Annotated in this window: 13 protein-coding genes, 1 pseudogene and 1 riboswitch; of the genes and pseudogenes, 2 read left to right on the plus strand and 12 right to left on the minus strand. The window is 44.7% G+C overall.

The window, feature by feature from the left end:
• Positions 1-78: 78 nt before the first annotated feature.
• The 4 genes from CKV62_RS08925 to CKV62_RS08940 all read right to left on the minus strand — a co-directional run bounded on the left by CKV62_RS08925 (position 79) and on the right by CKV62_RS08940 (position 4,235).
• Positions 79-381 (minus strand): helix-turn-helix domain-containing protein, encoded by a 303-nt coding sequence (locus tag CKV62_RS08925; RefSeq protein ID WP_095066595.1) that lies wholly within the window; start codon positions 379-381, stop codon positions 79-81.
• Positions 382-731: 350 nt separating this feature from the next.
• Positions 732-2,081: an NAD(P)-dependent oxidoreductase gene (locus CKV62_RS08930; RefSeq protein WP_095066596.1), complete on the minus strand. Its 1,350-nt coding sequence runs from the start codon at positions 2,079-2,081 to the stop codon at positions 732-734.
• Between the two features lie 446 nt (positions 2,082-2,527).
• On the minus strand, positions 2,528-3,520 hold the full coding sequence (locus CKV62_RS08935) for an alpha/beta hydrolase (RefSeq protein ID WP_231968327.1): 993 nt from the start codon (positions 3,518-3,520) through the stop codon (positions 2,528-2,530).
• Between the two features lie 184 nt (positions 3,521-3,704).
• Entirely contained in the window at positions 3,705-4,235 is a 531-nt protein-coding gene (locus CKV62_RS08940; protein WP_157728928.1) for a phenolic acid decarboxylase, read from the minus strand.
• A 414-nt stretch (positions 4,236-4,649) separates the two neighbouring features.
• Between CKV62_RS08940 and CKV62_RS08945 the strand changes: the two genes are divergently transcribed.
• Complete coding sequence (locus tag CKV62_RS08945; RefSeq protein ID WP_095066598.1) at positions 4,650-5,201, plus strand: PadR family transcriptional regulator; 552 nt, start codon at positions 4,650-4,652, stop codon at positions 5,199-5,201.
• An 82-nt stretch (positions 5,202-5,283) separates the two neighbouring features.
• Here the strand turns inward: CKV62_RS08945 and CKV62_RS08950 are convergent, their stop codons facing one another.
• From CKV62_RS08950 to CKV62_RS08985, 8 genes and pseudogenes are all read right to left on the minus strand, one after another.
• Positions 5,284-6,927 (minus strand): DUF438 domain-containing protein, encoded by a 1,644-nt coding sequence (locus CKV62_RS08950; RefSeq protein ID WP_095066599.1) that lies wholly within the window; start codon positions 6,925-6,927, stop codon positions 5,284-5,286.
• Positions 6,928-7,291: 364 nt separating this feature from the next.
• Positions 7,292-7,921 (minus strand): superoxide dismutase, encoded by a 630-nt coding sequence (locus CKV62_RS08955; RefSeq protein WP_095066600.1) that lies wholly within the window; start codon positions 7,919-7,921, stop codon positions 7,292-7,294.
• A gap of 333 nt (positions 7,922-8,254) precedes the next feature.
• Positions 8,255-9,559 (minus strand): phosphomethylpyrimidine synthase ThiC, encoded by a 1,305-nt coding sequence (gene thiC, locus CKV62_RS08960; RefSeq protein ID WP_095066601.1) that lies wholly within the window; start codon positions 9,557-9,559, stop codon positions 8,255-8,257.
• A gap of 76 nt (positions 9,560-9,635) precedes the next feature.
• A riboswitch (TPP riboswitch) is annotated at positions 9,636-9,742 on the minus strand.
• Positions 9,743-9,793: 51 nt separating this feature from the next.
• Positions 9,794-10,264, minus strand: coding sequence for a hypothetical protein (locus CKV62_RS08965; RefSeq protein WP_095066602.1), 471 nt, complete (start codon positions 10,262-10,264; stop codon positions 9,794-9,796).
• Positions 10,265-10,362: 98 nt separating this feature from the next.
• Positions 10,363-10,750: pseudogene (locus tag CKV62_RS08970) on the minus strand (cysteine hydrolase family protein).
• Between the two features lie 109 nt (positions 10,751-10,859).
• On the minus strand, positions 10,860-11,372 hold the full coding sequence (locus CKV62_RS08975; protein ID WP_095066603.1) for a phosphatidylglycerophosphatase A family protein: 513 nt from the start codon (positions 11,370-11,372) through the stop codon (positions 10,860-10,862).
• 190 nt (positions 11,373-11,562) lie between these two features.
• A complete protein-coding gene (locus CKV62_RS08980) occupies positions 11,563-11,934 on the minus strand; it encodes a pyridoxamine 5'-phosphate oxidase family protein (RefSeq protein ID WP_095066604.1) in 372 nt (123 codons plus the stop codon).
• Positions 11,935-12,015: 81 nt separating this feature from the next.
• Entirely contained in the window at positions 12,016-12,378 is a 363-nt protein-coding gene (locus CKV62_RS08985; protein WP_095066605.1) for a MerR family transcriptional regulator, read from the minus strand.
• 66 nt (positions 12,379-12,444) lie between these two features.
• Between CKV62_RS08985 and CKV62_RS08990 the strand changes: the two genes are divergently transcribed.
• A complete protein-coding gene (locus CKV62_RS08990; protein WP_095066606.1) occupies positions 12,445-12,822 on the plus strand; it encodes a carboxymuconolactone decarboxylase family protein in 378 nt (125 codons plus the stop codon).
• The last annotated feature ends 365 nt before the right edge of the window (positions 12,823-13,187 follow it).

The following is a 13,187-nucleotide window of genomic DNA, read 5'->3' on the forward strand; positions in this document are numbered from 1 at the left end:
AATAGATTCCAACGTTTACGTTTCAGCACAAATTAAGTAACGCTATTAAGTAAAACTATAATTTAATTTCTCCCTCCTTTAATGCAGTCCCTGTTTCCTATCCGCATCGGCAGCACCGCACGAATACAGCTCACAAGGTCCGTGCAGAAATTCCTGTATTGTCAGATTTCCTAAACCGTATACGATTTTATAGATGGTTGACCATCTGGGGTCAATGGCTCCGCTTTCAAGGTCGCTGATATAGGACTGGGCGACTCCGGACCGATACGCCAGCTGGTATTGAGTCATACCCAGCCGCCTGCGCCACAACAATATTAACATACCGAGTCTATGCGCTTCCTGCCGGGCCCGAACGTCCCGAGAACATATGATAGGATCCATACCAGCCTCTCTCCACTCTCATTCACAGCACATGCCTGTATGCCTCCACGATACATCTGCCGAATAACGCCTGCCCAGCATGTATTGAATGGCAATGACAGAAAAAGCCCCTATATCATCGCGGATAATTCCGATAGATATAGGGGCTTTCATCATTTTAAACAATATATACTCATATTTTCATCATTTTGTGAAAGTTTGCATATATTTCACTCCATTATTATGATTATGCATCAGAAAGACTCTGTAAATGCAGATATTATATGCGCATATAAACATATGTACATCACGATAAATCATTGAATCGCAATATCAATTACTCTGCATCTACCTGAACGCTCAGTATAAAATTACTCCGCGCTTTCCTGAGCCTTTTTAATTTCCATGTATTTTACCATACCGTCAACGGCGCGTTTTGCTTCGCGCATGGCGAGTACTACGGTTGCCGGCTTATGTACAACGTCACCGCCCGCAAATACGCCCTCCCGACTTGTCATACCGTATGGATCTTGAGAGGTGATGATATAGCCTTTTTCATCGACTTTAAGGTTGTTACCTTCACCGACGAGGCGTGCATTCGGTTTATGCCCCGCAGCGATAATGATTTTATCTACAGGCATCACCTGATATGTGCCCGTGCCGTGAATGCCGGCGCCGTCTTCATTGAGCGCCATCACTTCGTACTTGAAGCCTTCCACCTTGTCTTTGCCTTCTACACCCGCAGGGGATGCGAACCATTGGAACTGAACGCCTTCGGCGCGCGCTTCTTCATACTCCGAAAGCAATGCCGGCATCTGTTCCTGACTGCGACGGTATGCTACGGTAACCGCCTTGCAGCCGAGGCGCACACACGTACGGGCCGCATCCATCGCTACGTTGCCGCCGCCGATGATAACGACACGGTCCCCCTTCTTAACGGGGATTTGTGCCTCATCAAGCTCGCCATTATCGACCAGCTGTACGTTAGTCAGCAAATACATGGCCTGGAATACGCCGGTAATCTCGTCATTCTCCATACGGACTTCCTGAGGAATATGCGTGCCGGTGCCGATAAAGATGGAATCAAAGCCTTCCGCAAACAGCTGATCCAGTGTTTTATCCTGACCGATGAATGTGTTGCATACGAATTTAACGCCCAAGCCTTCCAGACGTGCGATTTCACGGCGCACGACGGATTTGGACAGACGGAACTCGGGAATACCGAACAACAGTACACCGCCCGGTTCGGACTGACCTTCAAAAACGGTCACTTCATAGCCTAGTTTCGCAATGTCACCCGCTACGGACAAACCTGCGGGGCCGGAGCCGACCACGGCCACGCGACCGTGGTCCTGTTTGATCTTTTTAGGTTTCCTCAATTCATTGATGCTTTCAAAATCGGCCGCAAAGCGTTCCAATTTACCGATGTTAATCGGCGGTTTCTTCGCTTTATTCATGATGCAGTTGCCTTCACATTGATTTTCACGAGGGCAGACGCGGCCGCAAATAGCCGGCAGATTCGTCCGTTCCGCCAGAATATCGTTCGCTTCGCCGAAATTGCCGCGTGCGATAGCCTGAATGAAACGGGGAATTTCATTTTCAATAGGACAACCCATGCGACACAACGGCTTAGGACAGTTCAAGCAGCGCTTCGCCTCCGCAAGCGCCTCCTCCATCGTGTAATCCGCATCAAAATGTAATGGTTTTAATTCGTTACTCATGGCACATGCCTCCTAACAAGGATCCAGTACTGTACTTATATTAACAATTCTATATAGACGCGCAGCTCGATGAACCACTTTCACATATGAACGTATTGCCCCCATATAACGTTAAGAATTTATCAGTTGTAACCATTCGATCCGTGTGTGCCACTGGTCATGCACACACTATTCTATAGTATATTTTAAATTGTGAAAGTCATTACCGTCAAGCGGATAGACTACGATATGTATACGAATCCGGGCCCTTATGCTTGCGCGGTTCGCATAAAAAAGAGACGCCTGAAGGCGCCTCTTTTCAAGTGTGTTATAAGTTTATAGGTGTTTGTTTATGTTTGGATTTATAAGTGTGAGGCTACATGTTTGAATTTGTATGTTTGCGTTAAGAATTTAAAAATTCGAAAGTGAGTACTCATATTAATGTGACACCGAACTTCTAAAAATGCTTATTTGCCTTTTAATGTATGATCAAAGAAATCACCGATAATCTTAACGATTTCCGGTTGAACCCACAGTACACCGCCATGAGGGGCATTAGCCACTACATAACGCTCTGCCGGAATCCCTTTCTTTTGTAACGCTTGTTGCAGGATATATGTCTGACTCGGAGAAACCGCAGTATCTTTATTGCCATGCATCAATAGGAACGGAGGTGTTTTACCGGAGATATAATGAATCGGGTTGGCCAGCTCTGTTTTCGCGGGATCTGCCATGATACCTCCATCAAGTCCGCCAAATACTGGACTCCCATTAACCCATAATGCTTCGGTTGCCCCCGGAGACATATGATTCTTCTGTACTTCCGGCGAGTAATCATCAGCGACCTTTGTTAAATCAGATAAGCCGTACGTATCCACAACGGCCTGCACATCACTGGATACATTGAGGTTTTCCCCTACATCAAATTGCTTTTGCCCGTTTGTAGCACCGCTCATAGCGACTAAGTAGCCGCCTGCGGAACCACCTAACAAACCGATTTTATCAGGGTCAATATTATATTTATCGGCATTGGCCCGCAAGTAACGAACGGCTGCTTTCACATCCTCTAACGGTTTCGGAAACTGTACCGTTGGCGCCACGCGATATTGAATGCTCGCCACAACATAACCGGATTCCGCTAAGTCCATTCGTTGTTGAATATAACTGTCCTTGTTGGCATTAATAAAGCCCCCGCCTGTAACATATACGATAGCGGGTAATTTTTCCTTAGTCTTCGGAACCATAATATCCATCGTCATAGCTACATTATCATATCCACGCATAGGAACCTGTTCATATACTACATCAGAAATGTAATTGATATATGGACGATTCGGCTCAACCTGGACAAGTTTAGAACCTTCTGGAACTTTGATGGCAGATATATCCTTACTAACAGCAGTCGCATTCAAATTTTCCGCTTCTGCATCCTTTAAGGAGGACCCCTGTGTTGCTGCCATAGCGCCTCCTGTAATTAACGAAACCACCATAGTAGTGATTAGCACTTTTTTCATTATTCACCTCTTATAAATATCTTTTGCAGAAATTCAGCGATGCATAACGCTCTTTATATAAATATATATGCACCTACTTTTTATACAAATATCTATACACCTGCATTATATACAGCATCGGTTTCTTATATTATTTGCGAATACGTTTATAGCTCTCATCAAAATAATTACCATTGCGAATGTCATCGGTCATGCCTTTATATGGCGCCTCCGCAATGACCTCCTCATTGTCAACGCCGGCCTTGCCGGTATAGGTAATCTTCGCAAATTCCGGGATTAACAATTTAGGATAATTTTCATATTTTTCACGGGATTCTTCCATGAGTGCAATATGTTCATTTTGAAAGCACACCGTAATTTCCGGATGTTCTTCAACCCATTTTGGAAAGAAAATTGTACCGTGCATCAAGTTTTCGTTCGGCATGAAATCGAGCGCCACATCTGTTCCGGTCGGCTCAGTCCAAGTTACCTTGAACACGCCGTCGGTCAATTTACAGATATCCGCTTTTTGGTCTTTTACCCAACGGCCCGCCACCATACCGCCATGTATACGATAATCCACGGTATGATCATTCTTACAGTACCATTCATACTCCCAGCCGTTATCATAGGTATAAATGAAATGTGTTCCTATGAAATCTTCCAGTTCTTTAAATTTCATAATTCACGCCTCCTGAATTTACGATGTAGTTAATTTACAATGTAATGTCTTAAAATCATCAGTCATTGATTCAATTCCCTGTCAATCTAAGCCGTATATCTGCATATCTTTATTATATACTAACACAATATATGTAATTAATGACATGATTTATGTCTTAATTATATTCTTCCTTTCAAATCATGTCAATATTTACACATTAAAATGTACATGTATAATAAATATGATATTGTTATAATAAATAGTACATTATATAACTATGTCCGGAGGTTACGGCTAAAGTGAAAGCAGAAAAACCGACTTAATAGTTATTTAATGTAATAACTATTAAGTCGGCCTTTTTCAAATATATTAATTTAATCTCAGTCTATTATTTTAATATCAATCATTACAACGATTATAGCAGAGGACCATATGGCACAAAAGAACACATTACAGTATATCCTGCTAGGCCTCATATCCCACGAAGATATGGCGGGCTATGATATCAAAAAATTATTCAATACGGAGCTGTCCGATTTTTGGCATGCCAATCACAGTCAAATCTATCCCGAACTGCGGCGTCTCGAAGCTGAGGGATTCATCGAAGCCACAACGGAAATCGTAGGTGAAAAGCTGGAAAAGCACCTCTACCACATCACGAAAAAAGGTTTAAAAATATTACATCAATGGATGAAAGAACCTTTAAATGACGTACCGCCCAGCAAGGATGAATTTCCTATCAAAGCGTATCTCATCAGCTCCGCGACAGATCCGATACTCATGGAGCTCATCGACGAAGAGATCGGACGTCATCAAACCAAGATCATCTATCTACGCAGCCGGCTTTCCTCGGTGTGCCCGAACAATAAAATCAACCATTACGGTCATGCACTTATCCTACGACGTGCCATCCATCGGGAGCAATCCTATTTGGCATGGCTTAAGGAAGAAAAGACTATGTTACAGGAGATATCCGAACAATGAAGCCTTATACGTAATACTCCAAATAGGAAGGTTCCCATGACCACAGCAGAGTTTATTGCACGTATTATTTCATATTGCCCTGTTAAGATCTCTTGAAATGGTCTTTTGCAAATTGCATGTCCTGTACGAGTTCCAATGTACCAAGGTAATTCTTGTGCCCGTCGCGTACAGCCATGTAATTGACATAGAACGGACGGCCCTGCTTTTCGAGCCATACGGCTACATTGTCCCGTTCACCCTTGCGGAAGGAATCGATAATACCGCGCACGATCGGTTCCACCTTCGGAGGATGGCAGGAGAACACATCTCTGCCGATAGCCGTAGTAGGACGTTTAAACACCTTTTCCCCGTCGTTGAAGTACCGGTTGATATCTTCGTGATCAACGAAGGTAATCTCCATCGGCATGGTGTTGAGCATAGCCTCTAACTGATCAAGGGTCAGGCTGCCGCCAATGAGGGCAATGGTATGGCTGTCTCCGTTTGCTCTTACCCCATGTTCGGCTGCACCTGCCTTTGTAGCGCTTTCAGCCAAAGCGGATTCCGCCTCCGTCCAAACGGTCGGTTCCGCGCCGAAGATAACATCGTAGTCTTTAGCATCCTTGTAAATTCGATACCATTCTTCAGCGGTGAAGTTCTCCGCACAAATCGGGAACAGAATGTTCTGTTCCTTGTAAATCATCTCCTGAGCGCGCGTGAGAAGTGCATCAAAGTCGTCATACCACGCCTGGTCAAAGGTGTTCGCCTCAGCTAAACGGCCAAAGCCGTCGCGAATATCCCCATCGACGGTCCACATGACCATGGACGGACCGGAAATATCATAAGCTACCTTTAAATGCGGATATAAAAGGTCTCCCTTTTTCGCATAGTGAACCGATACCCGGCGCACCGCGTTCACATCCTCTACGGTAGCGGTCTTATCGGCGATTTTAACCTTTGTCGCTTCAATCAAAGCATCAAGAGCCTTGTTTTCTTCCGTCAACTGATTGAGGGGATGGCCGGCTGTCTCGATTAAGGACACTACGCTTTTACTCTGTTCCTGAGCCTCTAAAACGGCCTCCACCTTGGCGTGTTCAGCCTCCATCTGTTCATGGATGGTGGAACCGTGGAACAATGCGGAGTGAAGGTCACATAACTGCTGTACCTCCGTCAACGGTGTGCCTTCGCGCATGAGCCCCTGTTCGGCTTTCATGATTTCACTGGCCTCAACATGAGCAAACTGACTGGCAAAGTCTTCACGAACGGAACCGAGGTCTTCGCCGGTCCCCAACCGTTTCAAAAAGCCTTTCAGCTGCTCCACGCGTTCGCTGTCGTTACCGGTATCATCGGTGTCACCTTCTGCGTTACTGTCATTAGCGCCATAAGTTTCATCGTTACTGCTGTAAGTTGCGGTTTGATCCGATTTTGCTGTAACCGTCTCCGTTGCAGTCTGTGCCGCATCTATAGACGAACTGCTTTCAGCTGTAGATTCCGCCGATGCATCGCCGTGCAAGTCCGGCATCTGCCCTTCCAGCACGAAGCCCGCTTTCATAAAAGCACCCACGATATCGATCATGGAGATGCCCTTCATCTTGGCCCCTTTCGGGATGGTCATGATCTTACCGACGGAATTCAGCATGATTTTATTCGTAATCTCGCTGAACCCGAGATCTTTCATGATATCCGCTACTTCCGGATATACTTTCACCAAATCATAAACGGATTTGGATAAATCTAATTTCTTTTCCATGTTAATTACCTCGTTATCAATTTCTATATAATACGTATTTCGCAATATTTCACAACTTATAGTCCTATGATAAACGATATCGATTATAATTTCTGTATCCATGGATATACTTTTAAAAGTTATAAAAAATAATATCAAAAAATAGCGGATAGTCGACCCTCGCATCGAACTGCACACCAAAACCATATCCAGTTCGGCATTCAGTTCACGGAGCAACTACCCGCTATATTTATTTCTGTTACATTTCTGCTATATCTCTATTGTGTTTCTGTCATATTTCTGCAATATACTATTACATAACCACTTCGTAACTACTAATAATTGCTACGTTTCAGGACATTTCCGGAATACATCTGAGAACCATTTATTTATGATGAGGATTCAGCGCCTTTGTATAGTTTTCAGAAACCTTATCCCAGTTGATAACACGGAAGAATTCCTTGATATAATCCGGACGACGATTCTGATAGTGCAAGTAATACGCATGCTCCCACACATCAAGGCCGAGAATGCCCGTTTTGCCTTCCAACAACGGGTTATCCTGATTTGCCGTGGACATAACCTCGAGTTTCCTGTCTTTATTAACTACGAGCCATGCCCAACCGGAGCCGAAGCGCGTTGCGGCCGCATTGGAAAAAGCCTCTACGAATGCATCATAACCGCCCAGATCACGGTCGATGGCCTCTTTCAAATCGCCGGATAATGTGCTGGAATCAGGTTTCGTCATGATTTCCCAGAACAGCGTATGATTTTTATGACCGCCGCCGTTGTTGATCACGGCTTGACGGATATCTGCCGGCACATTGGCGATATCTCCGAGAATACAGTCTACACAACCATACGGAAGATCCGGATATTTCGCAATGGCCGCGTTCAAATTGTTCACATACGCTTGATGATGCTTATCATGGTGAATCTGCATCGTTTCTTTATCGATAACAGGTTCTAAAAAATCATAAGCATACGGTAACGGTGCAAGTTCAAAAGGTTTCATAATAGTCCTCCTTATAATCAGGGCATGGAACGACATCACTATAACGTTAATCTTTTCTATCATTCCTGTGAAAGCGATTTGATGCACCTGCATCACTACTATATAATCAATCATCAAGACATATAATTAAAAATATATCGTCTGCATAATCTGCATGTCGTATATCTGCATGATCCGCATATCGTATAACGATAATATTCTTTACTATGCATCAATAAATTGATATGAATTATCATTTGATACTTATTGTACTATGTATATAGAAAATCGTCAATATAATATGATGTATAGATAAAAATATCCCCATATAACGATTCGTCTTGTAAAATATCATTATAGGATATCTATATATTCGCTATTCAGCGCCTTGTTCATACTCCGCACGGCACAGAACTTGCCGCACATGCTGCAGGTTTCGCCGTGATCTTCCTCCGGTGCACGGCTCTCACGGATGCTTCGCGCTCTTTCAGGATCAATGGCACATGCGTATTGCCGCTCCCAGTCGAGGACCTTTCTCGCGTCCGCCATCGCATCATCCCGATTGAGTGCTCCGGGAATATCTCGCGCGATATCGGCCGCATGGGCTGCAATTTTAAAGGCCATGATACCCTCTTTCACATCATCAGCATTAGGCAGCGCCAAATGTTCCGCAGGTGTCACATAGCACAGGAACGATGCACCATGCATTCCCGCCACGGCCCCGCCGATAGCAGCCGTAATGTGATCATAACCGGGTGCAATATCCGTAACCAAAGGTCCCAACACATAAAATGGGGCGCCGCCGCACAAAGAGTCCTCCAGTTCCATATTCGCCTGAATCTGGTTGAGCGGCACATGTCCGGGGCCTTCCACGATAACCTGCACGCCTTTTTCGCGAGCCCTTTTAGTCAATTCACCTAATCGTACCAGCTCCTCTATCTGGCACACATCCGTAGCATCCGCAAGGCATCCGGGGCGACAGGCGTCCCCCAGGGATATCGTCACGTCATGAAGTCGACAAATCTCCAATATATCATCAAAGTATTCATAAAACGGATTTTCCTTGCCGGTCATACTCATCCACGCAAACAACAGACTGCCGCCGCGACTCACAATGTTTAATCTGCGCTTATGCTTTCTGATTTGATCGATGGTCTGCCGCGTTATGCCGCAGTGCAGTGTCACAAAGTCGACACCGTCCTCCGCATGTAAGCGTATGGTATCCAGAAAATCCTCCGCCGTGAGCTCCGCCAAATCCTTTTTATGATGAATGACGCTGTCGTATACGGGAACCGTACCGACAATGGCTTTACACTCACCGGTCAGCTTGCGTCTGAAAATTCGGGTGTCTCCATGCGTTGACAGATCCATAATCGATTCGGCTCCCAATTGAATGGCCCAGTTTACCTTTTCCATTTCACTGTCATAATCCGTTACATCCCTTGATGTACCCAGATTGACATTGATCTTCGTCCGCAAAGCTTTGCCGATTCCCTCAGGGTCGATAGAGGCGTGGTTCCGATTACACGGAATCACGACCTGTCCGGCGGCGACCAAATCCCGCAACCGCTCTTCAGGAATACCTTCCTTTCGGGCGACGACTTTCATTTCATCTGTAACAAAGCCTTTTTTAGCGGCTTCCAATTGAGTATGAAACATTTTACATCTCCTCCTGAATATAACCATTCAGCTTTGTATACAAGAAAAAGGGCATCGATACTCGATCGATACCCTTTTATAGTGTCTGCGTGCTTCCTACGCGGGCATGATCCCGATCAGGTCAAAGGTCAGGTGCTGATAGCCCTTTCTCAGCCTATTCCATAGGCTCCCTTGCATACTCTGCTATGTAATTCCTCTACAGCATATCACTCTTTAAAAAATAGTTCAATATAATTAACGAATCAAATTAGGATACGGACCGCCGGTTAATACCTTCCAGGATTCCGCAACGATACCTAAAAAGCCCTGATTATAACCGAATGTATTATTCAAGTCCTGTTCTTTCCATGTCTGGTCTTCCTGATTGTATGTATACACCACATTCCACGGATCATCATATATACGCATGATAACCATACTGCCTGGTTTCATATCCTTCGCCGGAACAATCCACTCGTCGCCATCGTCCAGCACCAGACCGGACACGGTTTCAACGGAATACACAATTCTATCCGGACTTTCAGAGACTACTTTCACAGAGGACTTGTCCAGATACGTACCATAGTTCATGTGCCCATAGGTTAAAATATAATTCGGATCGCCATTCAGATGTTTAGGATATACATACGCAAAGGTATTTCTTAGCCCTCCGAAGAAAAACAAAAGTGCTAACGCAACAGCCCCTAATAATGCTATCTTTTTCATGTGCAAACCTCCTTTATATTGACCTACGCGGACAACAACTGCGTCCATCATGACAAATGTCAATTATGTATACAGCAATACCCCCGCCACAATGAGATTCAGTCGATAATGCACTGACAGGCCTGCATCGTTTTGAGCGCCGCATCATGCGATTCCGGGGTAACCCCCGCACAACAGGACGCAAAATTCGGCTTATCTATGAAGGACACGGGGCTCATGATTTTTCGGCTTTCGGCGGTCTCGATCAGCCCTTCCATGATATGCCAGCCGTCCGTTCCTTTTATACAGTGCGGCACCGGTAAAAGCTGCCCCTCCTGGCTTTCAAGGTAATGACTGTCATGAGTATCTCGCGTGAATATGATAGGTCCGTGAAAGGACTCTATTTTTTGGGCGCACATTGGTGACGATGGCCTCCGCCTGGGGCGAACCGAGGACACCGTCCACAAAATCATGTTGCATATCGATAACTACAAGAACGCTCTGCATATGACCACCTGCACATTAATTGTACTAATATATCCGCCATTAATTATTTCGGTATATGAATTTCAATATTTTTGTATCCGTACTCCTTCAAACTGACTGTAATACCGCTTTACTCTTCCGCCAAAGCATGTTGCACGCTATGCGGTTCATTATGCGCAATGCGTCCGGCCGCCGCAGCAGCTACAGCGCCCACCAGATCATCGAGGAATGTATTGCAATGACCGCCCGCCTTACTGTCCAATTTCTTAATAATGCCGGGCTTGACCTTGTCCAGATAACCGTAATTCGTAAAACCGATGGACCCGTACAGGTTGACGATGGAAAACGCCAGGATTTCATCGATGCCATAAAGGCTTTCATCATGGGTCACGATACGTTGCAACGGCTGAGACAGCTTGTTCTGCTCCGCCAGTTTATCGAGTTCCACGCCCGTAATAATCGCATTATGAACTTCGCGCTTAGCCAGTACGGACGCCACACTGTCACGACACTCGTCGATGCCGAGATTCGGCATATACGGTTTCTGCACGTACAACACCAGCTCGGCGATGTCTTCCAGTGTAACGCCTCGCTCCGCTAACAGCTCATATGTGTATCTTTCCAAGTCTTTCGTCGATTCCATAATGTCTCCTTTCATCAGGTATTAAAGAGATTATAAAGATCCACCTTTAAAACGGTAAATACTGATATTATCCACAATTTATCAATAGCGATATATAAAATAATTATACCACGAAAAAATCCCTGCCGATTCTGTCGACAGGGATTGATATTCTATTCAGCTTTCAATTCACAACCGGATACATTACCGGTTACAGTAATTGTTTAGCCGATTGTACATGCAATATAAGAACACGATTGATAAACGGATATTCCGCATACATTTTGTCAAAAACTTCACCTTCGGTGATGAAAGATGTAGTACATTCCAAACGGAATCCCGTTCCCCGGTAACCGTTGAAGCCTTCCACCTCGCGGGCCCCCAATGTGACGATAGCTCGATTGTTGATTTTCAAATCATTTTCACTGCTTGTTAAGCCTGCTGCCGGCACCCAAAGATCATCACCGTCCACTTTCAAATACGAATTCCATGTATTGGTTACATGAGCATCATTATTAGCCCACGTTGTAATTGATACGACGCCTTCATGCTTGAGAACTTCCAGTAATTTTTCAGGTAACATCGGGATATCCTCCTTATTAAATACATTTTTTTCGATATAATTATCATAACATATTCACACTAGAATCAGTAGTGATTTTCATCACTCCCGTGACTCTTTTCCTATAACCTTTTCATACAGCTCCAGCTTATCTTCAAGATTATTCTTATAACCTTCCAATTGTTTGATTCCGTTCTCAATAAACTGATAATGGTCTTGTAACAGTCTCATTCTTTCACGGACCGTATGGCCTCCGGCATACCGCAGATCCGCATATCGCTTGATATTCGCAAGCGGCATTCCCATGTCTTTCAAGCGTTTAATAAACTGCACAAAACCTATATCCTCCGCATGGTAATTGCGAATGCCGTTCTGTCGCTCGATGTGGAGGAACCCTTGATCCTCGTAATATCGCAATGTAGAAATAGACAGCCCTACCAATTTTGAAAATTCACCGATTTTCATACTTTCACCACCTTGACCTCAAGTATACTCGAGCATATATCATACGTCTAGACGGAGGTAATAATTATGAAAGAAACACGTTTTAACATCGGCATGAACACATTAAAACAGATTGACGGGCTGCACGGCGAGGAGGTGTATAACACAATTCAAGAGATTTCACCGGCCATAGCCGATTTATTGGTCGAACTGTTCGGCGACATCTACACGCGCCCCAACCTGGATTTCAAGGAACGGGAACTGATTACGCTCGCATCCCTGTTAACGCTGGGCGGTTGCGAGGCTCAGCTGAAAGTACATACCAATGCGGCACTCAATGTCGGTATCGCGCCCGAGCAAATCGTAGAAATCTGCACCCACTGCATCCCCTATGCGGGATTTCCACGCGTGCTGAATGCACTGTTTACGGTGAAAACAGTCTTTGAAGAACGAAACGTACTGTAATTAGGGAACGACGGCAACAAAAATAGAGGATCCCTACGGACCCTCTCAGCAGCATTATTATATTATGTACATTACACGACGCATCCAGATTGACGATATACGCCAATCTCATTATAATGTAATAAAGAGATAGTCGACGAGTGGTTCCGTCAGGCTCATCCCAAAACATTATAAAACATGCAGAAATGGCCTTTCGTTTTCAGCTACCAGTTGGTAACGAAGGGCTATTTGTCGTTATTGCGACAAATCAGCACTATCAATGCTCCAAAGGAAATAACGACAGTTAAGATCCCGAGGACAATCATAATGACTTCATAAGCATTCATAGGCTTTCACCCCCTTCAAAGAAAAAGGGCTGCCCAACC

It is taken from the genome of Veillonella rodentium (genome assembly GCF_900187285.1).
Classification (GTDB): domain Bacteria; phylum Bacillota; class Negativicutes; order Veillonellales; family Veillonellaceae; genus Veillonella; species Veillonella rodentium.